Source organism: Aeromicrobium sp., from assembly GCF_014378035.1.
Taxonomy (GTDB): domain Bacteria; phylum Actinomycetota; class Actinomycetes; order Propionibacteriales; family Nocardioidaceae; genus Aeromicrobium.
Genome location: NZ_JACMOM010000228.1, coordinates 1 through 18,403, shown reverse-complemented (window position 1 = coordinate 18,403; position 18,403 = coordinate 1). Strand labels below are relative to the sequence as shown.

General features: G+C 67.6%; 16 protein-coding genes and 1 tRNA gene. 9 read left to right on the top strand and 8 right to left on the bottom strand.

Going from position 1 to position 18,403, the window contains the following annotated elements:
• The first annotated feature begins 125 nt into the window (after nt 1–125).
• The 3 genes from H7290_RS11725 to H7290_RS11715 all read left to right on the top strand — a co-directional run bounded on the left by H7290_RS11725 (nt 126) and on the right by H7290_RS11715 (nt 2,977).
• Entirely contained in the window at nt 126–1,151 is a 1,026-nt protein-coding gene (locus H7290_RS11725; protein ID WP_290514198.1) for an NADPH:quinone reductase, read from the top strand.
• 87 nt (nt 1,152–1,238) lie between these two features.
• A complete protein-coding gene (locus tag H7290_RS11720) occupies nt 1,239–2,372 on the top strand; it encodes an LLM class flavin-dependent oxidoreductase (protein ID WP_290514222.1) in 1,134 nt (377 codons plus the stop codon).
• Nucleotides 2,369–2,977: a CE1759 family FMN reductase gene (locus tag H7290_RS11715; protein WP_290514197.1), complete on the top strand. Its 609-nt coding sequence runs from the start codon at nt 2,369–2,371 to the stop codon at nt 2,975–2,977. The genes H7290_RS11720 and H7290_RS11715 overlap by 4 nt, the downstream gene beginning before the upstream one ends.
• 13 nt (nt 2,978–2,990) lie before the next feature.
• Here H7290_RS11715 and H7290_RS11710 read toward each other — a convergent pair whose 3' ends face one another.
• The 8 genes from H7290_RS11710 to H7290_RS11675 are packed head-to-tail and all read right to left on the bottom strand — an operon-like array spanning nt 2,991 to nt 11,757.
• Nucleotides 2,991–3,647, bottom strand: coding sequence for a nucleoside/nucleotide kinase family protein (locus H7290_RS11710; protein ID WP_290514196.1), 657 nt, complete (start codon nt 3,645–3,647; stop codon nt 2,991–2,993).
• A 4-nt stretch (nt 3,648–3,651) separates the two neighbouring features.
• On the bottom strand, nt 3,652–4,767 hold the full coding sequence (locus H7290_RS11705; protein WP_290514195.1) for a dipeptidase: 1,116 nt from the start codon (nt 4,765–4,767) through the stop codon (nt 3,652–3,654).
• Nucleotides 4,760–5,413, bottom strand: coding sequence for an SIS domain-containing protein (locus H7290_RS11700; protein ID WP_290514194.1), 654 nt, complete (start codon nt 5,411–5,413; stop codon nt 4,760–4,762). The genes H7290_RS11705 and H7290_RS11700 overlap by 8 nt, the downstream gene beginning before the upstream one ends.
• Complete coding sequence (locus H7290_RS11695) at nt 5,410–6,372, bottom strand: LD-carboxypeptidase (protein ID WP_290514193.1); 963 nt, start codon at nt 6,370–6,372, stop codon at nt 5,410–5,412. The genes H7290_RS11700 and H7290_RS11695 overlap by 4 nt, the downstream gene beginning before the upstream one ends.
• Nucleotides 6,369–8,021 (bottom strand): ABC transporter ATP-binding protein, encoded by a 1,653-nt coding sequence (locus tag H7290_RS11690; protein WP_290514192.1) that lies wholly within the window; start codon nt 8,019–8,021, stop codon nt 6,369–6,371. The genes H7290_RS11695 and H7290_RS11690 overlap by 4 nt, the downstream gene beginning before the upstream one ends.
• Nucleotides 8,021–8,917 (bottom strand): ABC transporter permease, encoded by an 897-nt coding sequence (locus tag H7290_RS11685; protein WP_290514191.1) that lies wholly within the window; start codon nt 8,915–8,917, stop codon nt 8,021–8,023. The genes H7290_RS11690 and H7290_RS11685 overlap by 1 nt, the downstream gene beginning before the upstream one ends.
• Nucleotides 8,914–9,933, bottom strand: a complete 1,020-nt coding sequence (locus H7290_RS11680; RefSeq protein ID WP_290514190.1) for an ABC transporter permease — start codon at nt 9,931–9,933, stop codon at nt 8,914–8,916. Before H7290_RS11680 ends, H7290_RS11685 begins: the two co-directional genes overlap by 4 nt.
• Before the next feature lie 3 nt (nt 9,934–9,936).
• The gene (locus H7290_RS11675) at nt 9,937–11,757 is read right to left on the bottom strand and encodes an ABC transporter substrate-binding protein (RefSeq protein WP_290514189.1); all 1,821 of its coding nucleotides are present in this window, start codon (nt 11,755–11,757) and stop codon (nt 9,937–9,939) included.
• A 215-nt stretch (nt 11,758–11,972) separates the two neighbouring features.
• Here H7290_RS11675 and H7290_RS11670 point away from each other — a divergent pair, with 215 nt between their 5' ends.
• The 6 genes from H7290_RS11670 to H7290_RS11645 form a co-directional block, all read left to right on the top strand.
• Nucleotides 11,973–13,316 carry a M20/M25/M40 family metallo-hydrolase gene (locus H7290_RS11670; protein ID WP_290514188.1) on the top strand — a complete coding sequence of 448 codons (1,344 nt, stop codon included), beginning with the start codon at nt 11,973–11,975 and terminating at the stop codon, nt 13,314–13,316.
• Nucleotides 13,317–13,319: 3 nt separating this feature from the next.
• A complete protein-coding gene (locus H7290_RS11665; RefSeq protein WP_290514187.1) occupies nt 13,320–14,126 on the top strand; it encodes a serine hydrolase in 807 nt (268 codons plus the stop codon).
• Between the two features lie 94 nt (nt 14,127–14,220).
• Nucleotides 14,221–14,310, top strand: a tRNA-Ser gene (locus H7290_RS11660).
• A 929-nt stretch (nt 14,311–15,239) separates the two neighbouring features.
• The gene (locus tag H7290_RS11655; protein ID WP_290514186.1) at nt 15,240–15,548 is read left to right on the top strand and encodes a cupredoxin domain-containing protein; all 309 of its coding nucleotides are present in this window, start codon (nt 15,240–15,242) and stop codon (nt 15,546–15,548) included.
• 814 nt (nt 15,549–16,362) lie between these two features.
• On the top strand, nt 16,363–16,902 hold the full coding sequence (locus tag H7290_RS11650; RefSeq protein WP_290514185.1) for a GNAT family N-acetyltransferase: 540 nt from the start codon (nt 16,363–16,365) through the stop codon (nt 16,900–16,902).
• A gap of 347 nt (nt 16,903–17,249) precedes the next feature.
• Nucleotides 17,250–18,403 (top strand): aconitase family protein (locus H7290_RS11645; protein WP_290514184.1); only part of this gene is annotated, 1,154 nt, incomplete at its 3' end.

The following is an 18,403-nucleotide window of genomic DNA, read 5'->3' as shown; positions in this document are numbered from 1 at the left end:
CGCCGACTTCCTGGGTGACGTCGCCGTCCTTCCGGCGGTCTGCTGACGGGGGCGCATCGGTACGGTGGTGCTCGCCGTCAACGAGGCGGCCGGAACATCTGAACGCGAGGTGTGTTGCACCAGTCATGAGAGCCGCCACCTACACCCGCACGGGTGACCCGTCAGTCCTGACCATCGTCGACCGTGACGTTCCCGAGCCGGATGCCGGCGAGGTCCGTGTGCGCGTGGTGGTGTCCGGGGTCAATCCGACCGACTGGAAGACCCGCGCGGGTGCGACGGGGCAGGACATGGCCTTTCCCGAGATGGTGCCCAACCAGGATGGGTCGGGCGTCGTCGACGCGATCGGCCCGGAGGTCGATGGGCTGGCTGTCGGCGACCGGGTCTGGATCTACCTCGCCGCCCACCAGCGACCGACTGGCACAGCACAAGAGCTGACGGTCGTGCCGGCGTCGCGGGTCGTGCTGTTGCCCGACAACGTCTCGTTCGAGATCGGTGCCTCGCTCGGGGTTCCGGCGATGACGGCGCACCGTGCACTGACGGTCCACGAGGACGGACCCGCACGGCTTGGTCCCGGGACGCTCGCGGGTCGGACGGTCTTGGTTGCCGGCGGGGCGGGGGCTGTGGGCCACGCGGCCATCCAGCTCGCGCGGTGGTCCGGCGCCACGGTCGTCACGACGATCAGCAGCCCGGCGAAGGCGGCACTCGCGACCGCGGCTGGCGCCCACCACACGGTCGACTACACGCGGCCCGACCCGGCCGGAGCGATCCGGGCTGTCGCGCCTGACGGGGTGGACATGGTGGTGGAGGTCGCCCCCGCGGCGAATGCCGAGCTCAACCAGGCAGTTCTGGCCAACCACGGAAGCATCGCGGTCTATGCCAACGACGGCGGAAGCCACATGACGCTCGACGTTCGGGCGCACTTCGCTCTGAATGCGCGCTACCAGTTCCTGCTCCTCTACACGGTGGGTGACGCCGCGTTGACCGCCGGTGTCGAGGACGTCACAGCCGCCCTGCGCGACGGTGTCCTGCCGGTGGGTGAGGAGGCAGGTCTGCCGCTCGTGCGCTTCCCGCTCAAGGAGACTGCGGCGGCGCATGCCGCGGTCGAGGGTGGTGTCGTGGGCAAGGTGCTGATCGACGTCACAGGTGTCTGAGTGGCGGCGGAAATAGATGGTGTGGGAAACTAGTTGAATAGTTAATAAGTGAGTCTCGAGCGTGGCGAAGGAGCAGATGTGACCAGCATGCAGTTCGGCGTCTTCAGCGTCGGTGACCTCACGGTCGACCCGACAGACGGCTCGACACCCACCGAGCACGAGCGGCTCAAGGCCATGGTGACGATCGCCAAGAAGGTCGAGGAGGTGGGGCTCGACGTGTTCGCGATCGGCGAGCACCACAACACCGGCTTCGTACCGCCATCGGTGTCGACGTTCCATGCGTTCGTGGCCGCCCAGACCGAGCGCATCATCTTGTCGACCTCGGTCGCGCACATCACGACGAACGACCCGGTCAAGATGGCCGAGGACTTCGCCACGCTCCAGCACCTGTCCGACGGTCGCACGGATCTCGTGCTCGGCCGCGGCAACACCGCCCCGGTCTACCCATGGTTCGGCAAGGACCCCTCCAAGGGCGTCGAGCTGACGGTCGAGAACTACCACCTCCTGCGACGGCTCTGGGACGAGGACGTCGTTGACTGGGAGGGCCAGTTCCGCACGCCGTTGCAAGGGTTCACAGCGACGCCGCGCCCGCTCGATGGCGTCGCGCCCTTCGTGTGGCACGGCTCGATCCGCACACCCGAGGTGGCCGAGATCGCCGCGTTCTACGGCGACGGCTACTTCGCCAACAACATCTTCTGGCCCAAGGAGCACTACATCCGGCTGATCAACTTCTACCGGCAGCGCTACGCCCACCACGGGCACGGTGCACCGGAGCAGGCGATCGTCGGGCTCGGTGGCCACATCTTCATGCGCAAGAACAGCCAGGACGCCATCAACGAGTTCCGTCCCTACTTCGACAATGCGCCGGTCTACGGTCACGGACCGTCGCTCGAGGACTTCGCCGACCAGACGCCACTCACGGTCGGCAGCCCGCAGGAAGTCATCGAGAAGACGCTGACGTTCGCCGACTTCTTCGGTGACTACCAACGCCAGATGTTCCTCATCGACCACGCGGGACTGCCCCTCAAGGTCGTCCTCGAACAGCTCGACCTGCTGGGTGAGATCGTGCCGACGCTGCGCGCGGAGTTCGACGCTCGCCGGCCCGCGAACGTGCCGGACGCTCCGACCCACGCACGCCGCGTCGCGGCTCGGGATGCCGCCGAGGTCGAGGGCGTTCGCTCCACTGACAACCTCACGCCGACAGAAGCGAGCACCACGTGACCAGGATCGTCGCGATCTCCGCCGGACTCAGCGACCCGTCGTCGACCCGCATGCTCGCCGACCGTCTGACCGAATCGGTCCGGCGTCAGTTCGGCGATGCGTCCGTCGAGCTCGTCACGCTGCGAGAGCTGGCCCACGACATCACCGATGCGACGCTGACCGGCTTCGCCGCGCCGCGTCTACAGGACGTCATCGACAAGGTCGTCGCCGCTGACGGGCTCATCGTGGTCGCGCCGATCTACAAGGCCTCTTTCCCGGGACTCTTCAAGTCGTTCATCGACGTCCTCGAGGCTGACGCACTGATCGGCAAGCCCGTGCTCCTCGCCGCCACCGGTGGCACGGCCCGTCACTCACTGGCGATCGACCACTCGCTGCGGCCGCTCTTCGCCTACCTGCAGGCGTTGGTCGTTCCGACCGGGGTGTTCGCCTCGTCCCACGACTGGGGCACCGATGGCGCCAACGCGCTGGGCCAGCGCATCGACCGCGCGGCCGGTGAGCTCGTCAGCCTGCTCAAGGGCGCCGGCACCGGACGCGCACGCGATGAAGAGTTCGACCTGTTCAGCGACACGTTCCTCTCGGCATCCAGCCCTCCGCGCAACCCTTGAGGGACGACGAGCTCTAGAACCTCGCGGCCTCGATCACGAGGTCAGCGAGGTCGCGTCGCGCAGTGATGCGTGGCGCATTGGCCTCGTCGACGCGCGCAACCCATTCCCGGGCCGCGGGTTCAGCCTTGCCGAACTCGACGTGCCTGCGGACGAGTCGGCGGCGTCGCTCGTCATCGGGTAGGTCGACGAACCACACCTCATCGAGGGCCGATCGCACGGACGGCCACGGGTCCTGCTCGTCGAGGAGGTAGTTGCCCTCGGTGACCACGAGGCGATCGCCTGCCCGGATGGTGATGGACCCGGCAAGCGGCTGTTCGAGCGTCCGGTCGAAGTCTGGCGCGAGGACGTCGTGGTCGACATCCGATCGCAGCCGGAGCAGCAGCGCGAGATAGCCGTCCACGTCGAACGTCTCGATGGCTCCCTTGCGTGAGCGCAGCCCACGCTGGTCGAGGGCGACGTCGGCCAGGTGGAACCCGTCCATCGGCACGTGCGCGACGGCCACACCGTCGGCCCGCAGGCGGGCCACCAGCGCGGACGCGAGGGTGGACTTGCCGGCGCCTGGCGGTCCGGTGATGCCGAGCACCGATCGCCGACGAGTTCCGATCAAACCCTGCGCCCTGATCAGACCCTGCGCTCGATGTGCGAAGTCATCGAGAAGAGCCGGGTCCATGCGCTCAGGCTCCCTCACGGGGGATGCTCCGGTCCGCAGCGGTGGCGTCGAGCACGCGCAGGACGTTGTCGCCCATGAGCCGGGCCAGATCGGTACCGGACCAGCCGCGCTCGGCCAACCGCTGCAACAGCACGGCATGCCCGGTGACGTCACCCATGCCCGCGGGGAAGACCTCGACGCCGTCGTAGTCGCTGCCCAGACCGATGTGGTCGACGCCGACCACCTCGCGGGCGTGCTCCACGTGGGCAACCACGTCCTCGACCGTGGTCGGCGGCGCCGGGGTGGTGCGGTCGCTGGTCGACCAGTCGGCAGACTGCTGGTTCACGAAGTACGGGACGTACGCGATCATGACGACTCCGCCATTGTCCGGCAGCCGCCGCAGGACGTCGTCGGGCACGTTGCGTGGATGGTCGGTGACGGCGCGGCAGGAGGAGTGGCTGAAGATCACCGGCGCGGACGTGACGTCGAGGGCGTCGTGCATCGTGCTCGCGGCGACGTGCGACAGGTCGACCAGCATGCCCACCCGGTTCATCTCGGCGACCACCTCGCGCCCGAACGCTGTGAGCCCCCCGTGCTCGGGCTCGTCGGTCGCGGAGTCGGCCCACGGGGTGTTGTCGTTGTGGGTAAGCGTCATGTAGCGAACGCCGAGACGGGCGAAGTCGCGAAGCACGGCCAGCGAGCCGTCGATGCTGTGGCCGCCCTCCGCGCCGAGAAGGGAGGCGATACGTCCGCCGTCCCACGCCCGCCGGACGTCATCACCGCTCCAGGCGAAGGCGAATGTCTCGGGGTAGCGCGCGATCATCCGATGGACGAAGTCGATCTGCTCCAGCGTGTAGGTGACGGCATCAGCGCCGCGCTGGTCGCACGGCGCGTAGACCGACCAGAACTGCGCCCCGACGCCGCCGCGGCGCAGACGGGGGATGTCGGTCTGGTAGACGCCGCGCATGTCGCCGTCGATGCCCTCGACCGAGTAGGCGCTGGAGTCGCGGGCCTCCCAGGCGAGGTCGTTGTGACCGTCGATCAGCGGCGCCAGGCCCAGCGCCTCGACGGCGGCCGGATGGGTCACGTCGGCGCGTTGCTGTGGTGCGGACCGGTGTCCGGCGGCGACATTGTCAGTCACGGTAGAGCCCCAGTTCTGATGCGAGCCGCTGGCGCTCGGCGAATCGGCGGTTGGCGCCCTTGGCGCTGGCACTCGACAACGTGCCCAGAAGGTCGATGACCATCGCGACCACAGCCGGCGACACCGCGGGGGTCTCGGGGTGCATGCTCAGGTCATCGCTGACGCGCGCGAGCCCGGCAACGGTGACCGGCCCGATGACGATGGCCTCCGACGCGTGCCTGACGAGGGGGTTGTCGGCCGAGTCGGTGATCACCACGAGGGAGCCGCCTGCCTCCGCGAACGGCAAGGCGGTGTCGATCGTGTAGCCGCGGTAGCGACTCAAGGAGATGACGATCATGACGTCGCTGGCGCGCACGTCGGAGAGGATGTCGAGCGGTCGCACGATCGTGCCGTCGACCAACGTCACCTGGGCCAGCGAGTTGCTCAGCTTGGCAGCGAGCAGCGACGCATAGGTGAACGAGGTGGCGGCACCCAGCACGAATCGTCGGCGGGCGCCGGTGATGCGCGCGGCGGCGGCCTCGACCATCGGGTCGTCGATCGCCCACGCCAGACCGGCGTCGAACTCCTGACGGTTGGCCTCGACCAGCCGGGACTTGAGGATGCGGGCCGAGCGTGGTGCTCGACGGACATCGGGACGCGTGGTCATCGGTGCTGCCTTCCTGGCGACGGGAGCGTAGGTGTCCGAGAGTCCGGACCAGACGCGAGCTGAAGGGTTGGCGTGTGTCCGGCCGACAGGACTCCCGGCACGCCGAGAGGGATGCTGTGCGCCCCGGGACCGTGACCGAAGCCGAGCGCGCCGACGATGGGTATGCCGAGCGGGCCGAGCACCTCCAGGCACAGGGCATGGATCTCCTCCACGGGGGAGCACTCGGCCCAGCTGCCGAGGGCAACGCCGGTGACACCGTCGAACCATCCCGATCGCAGCAGCGTCTGGAGGTAGCCGTCGATGCGGTAGGTCGACTCGGTGTAGTCCTCGAGCAGCGCGATGCAGCCCCCGTTCATGGAGCCACTGGTCTCTGGTCGCGGGCGGCGGCGGGCACCCGTCGTCGAGGCGAGCAGCGACAGGTTTCCGCCGATCAGCTGGCCCTCGGCGTGACCCGGCACCAGCGTGGTCGCGTCGATGGACGACCACTGGCGGACCGAGGTGGGGTCGAGCACGGCGGTACGCAACGCGTCGCAAGCCAGCTCGTCGTCCATGACATCCGTGGCCAGCATGGGTGTGAACCATGTCGGCACGCCGAGCTGCTCGCGAAGCCACTCGTGCAGCGAGGTGATGTCGGAGCTGCCGTACAGGGGCTTGGGTTCGGCATTCGCCATGGCATCGACCTCGAGCAGGTCGAGGATGCGGACGGTGCCGTAGCCGCCGCGGATGCAGAAGATGCCCGCGATGTCGGGGTCGCACCAGGCCTGCTGCACGTCGTTCGCCCGTACCCGGTCGGTACCGGACAGGTAGCTCGCGCGGGCGGAGGTATCCGTTGCACTGGGAAAGGTGACGGGCGTGAGCCCCCATGAGGAGACGAGGCCGACCGCGGTGGCCAGTCGCTCGGCGGGTGACGGTGAGGCGGGCGCCACGAGCGCGACCCGATCGCCCGGTCCGATGCTCATCGGACCCCGAGCTTGGACGGGACGACCTTGAGCAGCGACCTGGTGTAGTCGTGCTGCGGGTCGAGCAGGACCTGTTCCACCGGACCATCCTCGACGATGCGTCCCTGGTGCATGACGACGACCCGGTCGGCGATGTTCCAGGCGAGGCCGAGGTCGTGAGTGATGACGAGCGCCCCCAGACCGAGGTCGCGACGCAGCTGCAGCAGCAGGGTGAGGATCTCGCCGCGCACCGACGCGTCGAGGCTGGCGACGGGCTCGTCCGCCACGAGGTACGTCGGATCGAGGGCCAGCGCTCCGGCGATGACGACGCGCTGCCGCTGACCTCCGGAGAGCTCCTGGGGGATGGCGCTGAAGAAACGCTCGGGCGGGGTCAGCTCGGCTCGCGTCATGGCCCGGACCACCCGCTCGTGCTCGTCGCTGCCTTCGCCGTCCCCGCCGCCGAGGCGGTGGATGCGGATGCCTTCGGCCACTGCCTCGTAGACGGTGTGCTTGGGGTTGAGCGAGGCGCTCGGGTCCTGGAGCACGTACTGGACCTGGCGACGGTAGGCCTTGAGCCCGGCCCGTCGGCGCGGCATCGGTCGCCCTTCGTGCAGCACCTCGCCGCTCGTGGGTGCCTGCAGCCCCAGGATCGTGCGGGCGAGCGTCGTCTTGCCTGAGCCTGACTGGCCCACCAGCGCGACGATCTCGCCCGAGCCGCAGGTCAGGTTGACGTGGTCGACGGCGCGCACCTTCTGGCCGCGCGAACGGAAGTCGACCGTGAGGTCGCGCACCTCCAGCACGGTGTGGGCCGGTGCAGTGTGGCCCGCCCCGGCCTCACCGCTGGCAACGAGCCGCGAAGCCGGATCGCCGATCACCGGGAAGGCAGCGGCGAGCTCACGGGTGTGCTCGTGCACGGGCCCGGTGAGGATCTGTCGAGCGTCGCCCTGCACGACGATGCGGCCATCCTTCATGACGACGATGCGTTCGCACACGGCGGCCAGCACTGCGAGGTCGTGGCTGATCATCACCAGGGTCAGGCCACGATCGCGCACGAGGTTGCGCAGGACATCGAGCACCTGCGCCTGCACGATGACGTCGAGCGCCGTCGTCGGCTCGTCCGCGATGATCACCTCAGGGTCACAGGCCAGCGCCATCGCGATCATGATGCGTTGACGTTGCCCGCCCGACAGCTCGTGTGGGTAGGCCTTTCCCTTGGCGGGTGAGAGGTCGACGAGGGCCAGCAGCTCGTCGACCCGGCGCAGGCGTGCTGTGGAGTCGGGGAACTCGCTCGTGCGGTGCAGCTCGAGTGCCTCGGCGACCTGGTGGCGTACCTGACGAACCGGGTTGAGCGAGTGCATTGCGCCTTGGAAGACAATCGCGGCCTCGGTCCATCGGACGGCTCGTAGGTGGCCCCACGTCATGTCGGCGACGTCCTCGCCGAGCAGGAGCACTCGGCCCTCGATGTGGGCCGAGGTGGGCAGGAGGCGGAGCACCGACATCGCGAGCGTTGACTTGCCGCACCCCGACTCGCCCGCCAGCCCGACGGTGCCGCCGCGCTCGATCTCGAGGCTGACGCCGTCGACGGCAACGATGCCCCCGGCATAGGTGACGCGTACGTCGTCCCACACCAGTGCTGGCACTGCCTTGCGGGGCACGGCCTTGACGGTCATCAGCGGTCCCGCAGCGTCGGGTTGAGCACGGACTCGAGGGCACGGCCAACGAGCGTGAAGGACAGCACGACGATGACGATCGCGATGCCGGGGGAGAGCACGAACCACCAGTAGCCGGCGGTCGCTGCCCCGGTGTCGAGCGCGGTCTTGAGCATCGTTCCCCACGAGAACGTGGTGGGGTCGCCGAGCCCGAGGAAGGCCAACGTCGACTCCGCAATGATGGCGGCGCCGACGGCCAGGGTGGTGTTGGCCATGACGAGCGGCATCACGGCCGGGAAGACGTGCCTGCGGATGATGTGGGCGTCGCCGGCCCCCAGCGCCCTGGACCTCTCGATGTAGGGCCGGGTCTCGATCGTGAGGGTCTGCGCGCGCACGATGCGCGCCGTCGCGGCCCAGCTGGTGACACCGATCGCGATGATGATCGTCGTCAGGCCTCGTGACAGCACCGTCGAGAGCACGATCGCGAGGATCAGGCTCGGCACGACGAGGAAGAAGTCGATGATTCGCAGCAGGGCGGCGCGGGTCACCCCGGTGAAGTGACCGGCCGCCATCCCCATCGTGGTGCCGATGATCATCGACACCGCCGTGGCGGCGAAGCCGACCGTCAGCGATGCGCGTGACCCCCACAGCAGCAACCCCAGGACGTCCCTGCCCGACGGGTCGGTGCCGAGCCAGTGACCGCCACTGGGCGACTCGTTCGACTTCGCGGTGACCAGGGTGACGTCGAGACGTTCGAGGGGCATGATCAGCGGCGCCAGCATCGCGAGCGCGATGATGACCAGGAGCAGCGCCGCTCCCACCATGGCCGACGGGTGCGAGGTGATCTCGCGGCCAACCTCGGCTGCGCGCGCCCGCCGACGGGTTCTCACCGCGGCCCGACCGGCTCGCGTGGTCATGCGGACTTCAATCGCGGGTCGAGCACGCGATAGACCAGGTCGGCGACGAAGTTCATCACGATGACGACGGCGGAGAAGACCACGAAGGTTCCTTGCAGGAGTGGGAGGACGGGAGCGCTGAGCCCCTTGTACGTCAGGTAGCCCAGGCCCGGCCATGAGAACACCGTCTCGACCGTCACGGCCCCGCCGATCAGCAAACCGATCGTGAGGAAGATCAGTGTCACGGTGGGCAGCAGCGCGTTCGGGACGGCGTGACGGGTGCGGACGAGGTCTTCGCGCAGGCCCTTCGCGCGCGCTGTCGTGAGGTAGTCGGCCGACATCTCCTCAAGCACCGATGCGCGCATGACCATGAGGTATTGCGCGTAGACCACCGCGACCATCGTGGTCACCGGGAGCACCAGGTGCCATGCCACGTCGAGCGCGTATGCGAATCCGGTGTCGTGGGAGGCGGCGGTGCTCATGCCGCCCGTGGGGAACCAGTGCAGGCCCCCACCGAAGACCAGCAGGAGGATGAGACCGAGCCAGAACGTCGGCACCGACCAGAACATCAGGGCCAGCCCGGTGTTGATCTTGTCGAACCAGCTGCCTCGTCGCCAGGCCGCCTTCTGGCCCAGCCACAGGCCGAGGACGACCGAGATGAGGGCAGCCGTTCCGGTGAGGAGGAGCGTGGGGCCGAGGTGCTCCATGATCAGGTCGGAGACGGGCCGGCGGTAGACGTACGACGAGCCGAGGTCACCGGTGAAGAGATCTCGGACGAAGTGTCCGAACTGCACGATCAGCGGCTGGTCCAGGCCCATCTGGCTGCGCAGACGCTCCACCTCGCCGGGATCGACCTGACGACCCCGCGTCATGTTGATCGCCGGATCGGCTGGCAGGACGCGGAAGGCGAAGAACCCGAGCACCACCACGAGCGCGAGGCTGATGAGCGCGCCGCCGGTCTTGAGCGCGAGATACCGGGGCAACGAGGACCCCTTCGAGTCCTCGCTGACCGCGGGGACCGTCTCGATGACGGTCACGTCTCACTCCCTGTCTTCACCGGTGCTGCGCCGACGCGATGCGAGGATGGCGCCTGCGGCCGCAGCGATGACCACGATCGCACCGAGCGGAACGACCCAGCCGGGCAGGCCACCGTCGTCGGCCGTCGAGCTGCTGGCTGAAGCAGGCTTGGCGCCGTAGAGGCCCCAGTAGCCGTTCTGATTCAGGATCACGCCGTCCTTCTCGGGCTGCCTGGTGAACCCGACGAAATGGTCGCTGCGGTAGGCCTCGAGCGGCTTGACGTACCAGATCGGGTTGCTCACGTAGCCCTCGTAGATGACGCTGAAGGCCTGCTTGACGAGGTCGGCCCGCTTGTCCGCGTCGAGCTCGGCGTGCTGGGCCTTGAACAGCGCGTCGAGCTCCGCAGAGCACCAGTTGTTCTCGCTGGTGCTGCCCGAGCCGTCGGCGTTCGGCCGAGAGGCGCACGTGTTCATCGACAGCTGGTTGTCAGGGTCGGGGCCGAGGCTCCAGCCGGTGAAGTACAGGTCGTACTTGCCGAGCGTCGAGTCTTCGTTGACCTTGTCAGGCGTGACCATCGAGGTGTCGAGCCCGATGCCGATGTCCTTGAACCAGCTCGTCATGAAGTCCGCCATCTGCGCGTGTGCCGGCTCGGTGTTGCGACCCATCAGCCTGAACATCATCGGCTTGCCGCTCTTGTCCTCGCGGATGCCGTCCGACCCCTTCGCGTACCCGGCGTCGTCGAGCACCTTGTTGGCGCCGTCGATGTCGAACGGGAGCGCCTTGTAGCCGTCGGCGAACCCGAAGTACTGCTTGTACGTGCTGGGCATCTCGGTCTCGCCGACCGTCCCCAGGCCCTGCAGCACCCGGTCGACCAACGTCTTCTTGTCGACCGCCATGAAGATCGCCTTGCGGACCGCGGGATCCCGCAGCGCGGGGTTGCCGTCGCCAAGCTTCTTGCCGTTGATGTCGATGGCGCCGGTGTTGATTGCCAGCGACTGGAATCGGCGGCCGACCCCGCTGTTCCGGGTGATGTTCGTGGCGCTCTTCAACGAGTCGTACTGGGCGGGGGTCAAGCCGTCGACGAGGTCGACCTCGCCCGACTTGAGTCCCTGGACCGCGGCATCGGTGTTCTTGTAGGTGACGTAGGTGATGCCCGCGACCTTGGGCTTGCCGCGCCAGAAGCGCGGGTTGGCCTTGAGCTCGACCGACTGGCCGGTCTTGTACGACGTGATGGTGAACGGCCCGGACCCGACGACGTCCTTGTCGGCCGCGAACGTCGTCGCGTCCTGCTTGCTCCAGATGTGCTGCGGGACGATCGGGATCTCCTGGCCGGGGTTGGAGGCCTGGGCCTCCTTCAGCGCGATGACCACGGTCTGCGGGTCTGAGGCGCTGACGCCCGCGATGTTGGCGACGAGGCCGCCGTTGGCCGCCTGGAGCGCGGAGGTCTTCATGATCGAGGTGTACGTGTAGACCACATCGTCCGCAGTGACGGGCTCGCCGTCCGACCACTGGCGGTCGGTGGGGATGTTGTAGGTCCACGTCTTGCCGTCGGCGCTGGTCTTCCACGTGGCGGCCAGCCCAGCGACCGGCTCGCTGCCCTTGCCGTAACCGACCAGTGCTTCGTACTGGTAGCGGTTGATGCCCGTGCTGGCGAGCAGGATGGCCGTGAAGGGGTTGAAGGTGTCGACGTCGGCGACGAGGGCGACCTTGATCGGCTCCTTCGTGGAGTCGTTGGCGGCGTGGGCTGGTGCTGTGGCCACGAGCATCCCGGAGAGAGTGAGCAGGGCGGCCGTCATGACGCCCGTGAGTGGGCGCCAGAGGCGTACGCGAGTCGTGTCGATCATGGGTCCCCGATCTTGGTGATGCACGTGCACCGGGTATCCCCGACACTCTGCGCACTGTTCAGCAGCACATGCCCGATGTCAATGATTTGCTAGAGATACGTAACACAACCGTCACGTGCAGGGGCCTCGCAGGCCCCGACTCTGGACGAGACTGGTGAACGTGAGGCACAGTGTCTGCGAGATGTGTTCCGCAAACCTGCGCTCATCCGGACCGTATGAATGAGGAGCCCGTCGTGGTGGAACGCCCCAACGTCGTCTCCGTGCTGCAGACCCTCCTGCGCTTCGACACCACCAACAGGGCGCCCGGCGACGCTGAGGGAGAGCTACCGGCGGCGCAGTGGATATACAGCCAGCTGGCCGATGCGGGCTACCAACCACGGCTGCTCGCCCGTGAGGATGCTCCCCACCGGGCCAACGTGGTCGTGCGGGTGAGCGGCGCCGACCCTTCGTTGGAGGGCCTGCTGGTGCACGCTCATCTCGACGTCGTGCCGGCCGAGCCCGAGCAGTGGAGCTTCGATCCGTTCGGTGGAGACGTCGTCGACGGCTGTGTCCGCGGACGTGGTGCGACGGACATGAAAGACATGTGTGCGATGACACTGACGGTGCTGCTCGACTGGGCGGCGACTGGTGAAGGTCCACGGCGTGATGTCGTTGTCGCCTTCGTCGCCGACGAGGAGACCGATGGTGCCTTCGGCGCGCGCTGGCTCGTCGGGGCGCGCCCCGAGCTGTTCGCCGGCGTCACCGTGGGCATCGGTGAGTCCGGTGGCGTGGTGGAGGAACACATCAGTGCGGCCGGCGAGCCCGTGCGGCTCGCCCGCATCGCGGCCGGCGAGCGCGGCACCATGCACCTGCGGCTCACCGCGACGGGCAGCTCCGGTCACGGCTCGCGTCCCGTTGAAGGCGGTGCCGTGCTCGCGCTCATCGACGCGCTGCAGCGCATCGGGCACCACGCGTGGCCCCTGCACATGTCGGCCTTGGTCAGGGCGCAGCTCGAGCAGACCGCCGCCGCCCTGGGACTCAAGGCCGACCTGACCACCGACGACGGTGTGCTGCACACGATCGCCGAGCTGGGAGATGCTGCCGATGCCGCCGCGTTCACGATCCGGGCATCGACGACCCCCACCGTGGTGCGCGCGGGCTACAAGGTCAACGTCATTCCCGGACTGGCCGAGGCCGAGATCGACGTCCGCTGCCCGCCGGGCTTCGAGGAGGAGTTGTGTGCCGCTCTGCCAGCGCTGGTCGGCGATGACGTTGCGTTCGAGCACACGGTGCGGGAGCCTCCGGTCCAGGCGCCCGTCGACAATGCGTGGTTCGAGGCGATGGCAGCGTCGATCCGGCACGCGGACCCACGGACCGTGGTGGTGCCGGGATGCCTGGGTGGGGGCACGGATGCCAAGGCGTTCAGCTCTCTCGGCATCGCGTGCTACGGATTCGCCCCTGCGACTGTCGACCCCGAGGGTCGTCGCCGGTCGGGCATCCACGGCATCGACGAGCGCGTGCCGGTGGCGTCGCTCGAGGGCGGTCTGCAGATCCTGGCCCATTTTCTCGAGACGGTCTGAGCCGTGCGCCTCCCCGTGTTGTCGGCCGACGTCGAGTGGTCGATCTGCCTGCGCGATGCCGCGACGGCGGAGGTGCTGGTGGCCCTCGAGCCGGACCGCGTGCTGCGCACCGCAAGCATCGGCAAGCTCTTCCTTCTCATCGAGACGGCCAGGCAGGCCGAGGACGGTGAGCTCGATCTCGAAGAAGAGCTGACCCGCACCGCCCCCGATCTCGTCGCGGACTCCGGCCTCTGGCCCCTCATGCGGCGCGATGCATTCACCATCGACGATCTCTGCTGGCTGGTGGGTGGATTCAGCGACAACCTCGCCACCAACGTCCTCATCCGGCGCATCGGCATCGACGCGATGACCGCGACGTCCACCTCGCTCGGCTTCACCCGCTCTGCGTTGCTCGGCCCGGTGCGTGACGAGCGCGGACCCGACGACCCGTGGACGCTGTCGGCGGGATGCGCCAGCGAGCTCTCCGACCTGATGGCGCGTCTGCACCAGCGTGACATCGTCTCCGCCGAGGCCAGCGCACGTGTGCTGCGATGGGTCGCCGCCAACGCCGACCTGTCGATGGTGGCGGCCGCGTTCGGCCTCGACCCGCTGGCCCATGCCGAGCCCGACCGGGGCGTGACCCTGGTGAACAAGACCGGGACAATCTCGACCGTGCGGGCCGATGTCGGCTTCGTGTCCGGCCCGGCCGCCGAGGTCGCCTACGCGGTCATCGCGAGCTGGCCCGACGAAACGCCTGACGACCCACGCGACCGCGTCCTCGCCCAGATGGCCGCGATCGGCGCCGCGATCCGCATCCACATCGGCGCGTGACCCCCGCGCTGGACGAGAAGATCTGCGTTTGACCGCCCATACGTGGTCAAACCCACATTCTTGCGCCCCGCGGCGGTCCGGTAAGGTCTTCCGCGGTGGCGTGTCCGAGCGGCCGAAGGTGCATCACTCGAAATGATGTGTAGGTTCATCCCTACCGTGGGTTCAAATCCCACCGCCACCGCCAATGCCAAACAGCCTCTGAACTGCGAAGATGCAGTGTCAGGGGCTGTTTTGGTTCCAGGTCGTGCCAGATACGTGCCAGATGGGTCACGTTCAACGCGCTTGCTTGGCACGATCCCGATAATCGGTTCCTGCTCGCCGAAGGCGTTGATCTGCCGTTTCGGGAGTTTTCGCGCCTGTCCGACCATCACCGACGACGGTGATTCAGCGATGCGGATGGTCGTTGGTCCCAGGGCCAGGGCATACCTGCCGGGTTTCCCGGCTTTGACGATCATCATGGCGACTGGCCGCTGTTCGGCCTCTGCTGGGTTGTCCATACCGGTGTCAGCCTGCTCCCTCCCGCGCCGGTCATTTGCTCAGGGTAAGCGCCGCTTTGGTCTCAGATCCCGATCCGTTTGGAAGCAGGGGGTTAGGGGTTCGAGTCCCCTACGCTCCACTCGATGAAACCGCAGCTCAGCCTACGGTTTCTTCTCTTTTTCGGGCTATCCCCCTGCTAACTTTTGTCGGCCCGTGGGGGACTGGTAGGGGAAGACTGACGGCCATGAGCAGCATGCGTGCCGACGGTTGGAAGGCTTGAAGTGTGAGTCGGAACGGCCCTGGGAGAGAAGGTTGTGCGGCCAGCGACAGTCGCCCTCGGCGGCGGCCCCTCACCGGTCCGCACCGCCAACGAAGTCCTGAACCGGGCCGCCGTACTGCGGGTAACCGCCACCAACCTGGCCCTCCTGCTCTGCCTGATGCCGGTGCCAGCCGCCGTCCGCGTGGTGTCCTCGGTCGTCGTGCTCGGCTCGCTGGGCGCCTTCCTGCCGCTCCTCGTGCTAGCCCTGCGCGCCTCACGGGCCGGTGCGCAGCGGCAAACGCGAAGCCGTACCCCCGAACGGGATCCAGGCAGGGTCCCTGCGCAGGCAAGCCCTGGGTGGGCTAGCGATCGCCCTGGTGGCGGCGGGCGTCGGGGTCGGGCTCGACCAGGCCAGCCTGGCGGCGTTCACCGACGAGCCGGTTGCCGCCAGTGCCGTCGCCACCGGCCACACCACCCTGGTGAAGGTCCGTGCCTACGACATGCGCTTCCACCCGGACTCAGTCGAGGTCCCGGCCGGAGACCGGCTCGTGATCGAGGTGAGCAACACCGATACCCAGGACGTACACGACCTGGTGCTCGACGACGGCACCGACACCGGGCGCCTTTCCCCCGGCGACACCGCCCGACTCGACCTGGGCGTGGTGGGCCGCGACGTCGCCGGGTGATGCTCCGTGGTGGGGCACCGACGGATGGGGATGACGTTCTCGGTCGTGGCCGTCGTGGCCGTCGTGGCCGTCGGGGCGGTCCCCGGGCAGCCCCGACGCGTCGCCAGCACCTGCGGACGGGGCTATGCATGCGACGCGAGTCAGCCGGCGGGAGCCAGAGCCTCGCACTAGGCCCCAGCCAGGGTGGGTTTGTCGAGCTCACCTTCACCGAGCCAGGCCACTACCCCTTCATTTCGCACCCCATGGTCGATGCCGAGCGCGGGGCACACGGGACGTTCGTGGTCACGAGATAGCCGAGGCCTGCGGTGACTACCGCGGTCTGGCTTCGTCTGAGATCTGGCCCGTCGGCTCGAACCGAGGGCCGTAGCTCGCGCTGAGCGTCCGTGGACGCGCGAACTATGCCTCTCGACCGCCCGGACAGCCTGTGACGACCTGACGCACGCCGCCTCTCCAGGCGGGGAACCCGATCCCGAAGATAAAGCCGATGTTGGCGTCCGCATCGGAGTGATGACCCCCTAGCTGAGCCACTTCTCCGTCTCGAGCGCCTGGATGAACGAAAGCAGTCACGCCGGTCCTCGAACAGCGTCTCGGGAAGGGTGCCGCCACTGATGAAATCGGTACACAACTCCCGGCCAAAGCACCGCGCATTGCCGGGCGACGTACTCGTAGAATCTCCCCTCCGCCTGCTTGCCTTGGCGGGCGTGAGTGTCCAGCAGAGATCGGGTGACCGGTACTGAAGCAACGGGCCTGGTGGGCGGCGACTTCACCAGGCCAATCGTGCTGGCCAATTCCTGTGGGTGTGCAACCCTCGACCATGACTTACATCAAGGTCCGCCTCCTGGTCGAGGACGAATGGCAGCTCTACCGCGACGTCCGGTTGGCGGCGCTGCGCGATGCTCCGGAAGCGTTCATCGCCCGTTTCGAGGACGAGGCGTCCTATGACGACGACTTCTGGCGCGACCGGATGAGCCACGCAACCCGCATCGTGGCTGAGTACGGGAACGAGCCAGTCGGTCTGGTCTGTCTTGGACTGCACAACGAGGATCCCCAGACCGGTGAGGTGTTCGGGCTGTGGACCGCTCCGAGCGTGCGTGGTCAAAACGTGGCGCGCGATCTTGTTGCAGTCGCACGCCAGAAGGCGGCCGAGGATGACCACAGGCTGCTTTACTTCTGGGTGGTCTCTGACAACGCCTCCGCGGTCGGCTTCGCGGGCGGCTTCGGCTTCCGCCCGACGTCGGAGCGTCGGCCCGTGCGAGTTGCTGACGGTGAGGCCGAGAAGGACGCGGACGAGGTCGCCATGGTGCTGCCCCTCTCGGCGGACCCGACCCGCACGCCGAACCCTTACCCGGAGTGATCGCCCCGCCCAGCATGGCTGTGGCTTTCGGCATGAAGACAGCCATCGGGTAGACCGCCTGGCAAACCAGTAGTCGCTCGAACTGCGACCACGAATGGGCAATGAAGGGACTGCCCATGCTCAGGTTGACACCGAGCCACCCGACTAGGGCCCAACAACGGGAGATCTAGTCGGAGTGCACGCAGCCAACAGACGAATGCTCCCGCTCCGTAGGCGGATCCGGGACAGAGTCGGCGCTGACAATCTGTCCTCAACAGACCGACATCTGAAAGCCTGAAGCGGCGCGTCATTCACCTTCCTCCACGTAGGCCACGATCGCGACCGAAGGGGCTAGTTTGGAGGGAGCTGTGGGACTCTTCGCCGGGTGGCCGCGGCCCGCGAATCTTCCCGGCGACATTCGAGCAAGGAAACTCACCGTGGCACACAACGTAGCTCAGAAGCTCATCGCCTCTCACCTGCTGAGCGGAGAGATGACACCTGGGTCAGAAATCGGTCTGCGCATCGATCAGACTCTCACCCAGGACGCGACGGGAACGCTCGTCATGCTCGAGTTGGAGGCGCTCGGGCTTGATCGCGCTCGCACCGAAGTGTCCGTGCAATATGTCGACCACAACCTCTTGCAGTCCGACAGCAAGAATGCAGAGGACCACGACTTCCTCCGTTCGGCGTGTCAACGGTTCGGCCTGTGGTTTTCCAAGGCCGGAAATGGTGTTTCGCACCCGACGCACATGCAGCGGTTCGGCATCCCGGGCAAGACGATGGTCGGCTCGGACAGCCATACGCCTGCGGTGGGTTCGCTCGGCATGCTGGCCATCGGTGTGGGGGGTATCGAGGTCGCACTTGCGATCGCCGGCGAGCCGCTCTACATCAAAATGCCCAAAATCTGGGGCGTGAAGCTCACCGGCCAGTTGCCTGCGTGGACGAGCGCGAAGGACGTCATCCTCGAGATGCTGCGTCGACATGGCGTCAAGGGCGGGGTCAATCGAATCGTCGAATATTACGGACCGGGACTGGCGACGCTCACCGCGATGGACCGGCATGTGATCGCCAATATGGGCGCCGAACTGGGGGCTACAACCACGGTGTTCCCCGCAGACGATCAGGTGCGCTCGTTTCTGCGTGCAGAGCAGCGTGAGGACGATTACACCGAGTTGCTCGCCGACGAGGATGCCGGCTACGACGTCGACGAGGAGATTGACCTCTCCACCATCGTGCCGCTCATCGCGCTGCCCAGTTCGCCGGGAAGCGTCGTGCCCGTGCGGGAGGTCGCCGGTCGACTGGTCGGGCAGGTCGTGATCGGGTCATCGGCGAATCCGGGGTTGCGGGACTTCGCGATCGTCGCCGCCATCGTGAAGGGGCGCCAGACGCACGCGGGCGTGTCCTTCGACGTCAACCCGAGCTCCCGGCAGATTCTGCAGGACATGACCCGGATGGGTGCGACTCTCGACTTGATCGGGGCCGGTGCCAGGCTGCACCAATCGGGCTGTATGGGCTGCATCGG

Bases quoted from the DNA above. Each gene is read 5' to 3' on its own strand.
- H7290_RS11725 (WP_290514198.1), top strand. From the start codon at position 126: ATGAGAGCCGCCACCTACACCCGCACGGGTGACCCGTCAGTCCTGACC.
- H7290_RS11720 (WP_290514222.1), top strand. From the start codon at position 1,239: ATGCAGTTCGGCGTCTTCAGCGTCGGTGACCTCACGGTCGACCCGACA.
- H7290_RS11710 (WP_290514196.1), bottom strand. From the start codon at position 3,647: ATGGACCCGGCTCTTCTCGATGACTTCGCACATCGAGCGCAGGGTCTG.
- H7290_RS11700 (WP_290514194.1), bottom strand. From the start codon at position 5,413: ATGACCACGCGTCCCGATGTCCGTCGAGCACCACGCTCGGCCCGCATC.
- H7290_RS11695 (WP_290514193.1), bottom strand. From the start codon at position 6,372: ATGAGCATCGGACCGGGCGATCGGGTCGCGCTCGTGGCGCCCGCCTCA.
- H7290_RS11690 (WP_290514192.1), bottom strand. From the start codon at position 8,021: ATGACCGTCAAGGCCGTGCCCCGCAAGGCAGTGCCAGCACTGGTGTGG.
- H7290_RS11685 (WP_290514191.1), bottom strand. From the start codon at position 8,917: ATGACCACGCGAGCCGGTCGGGCCGCGGTGAGAACCCGTCGGCGGGCG.
- H7290_RS11675 (WP_290514189.1), bottom strand. From the start codon at position 11,757: ATGATCGACACGACTCGCGTACGCCTCTGGCGCCCACTCACGGGCGTC.
- H7290_RS11670 (WP_290514188.1), top strand. From the start codon at position 11,973: ATGAATGAGGAGCCCGTCGTGGTGGAACGCCCCAACGTCGTCTCCGTG.
- H7290_RS11650 (WP_290514185.1), top strand. From the start codon at position 16,363: ATGACTTACATCAAGGTCCGCCTCCTGGTCGAGGACGAATGGCAGCTC.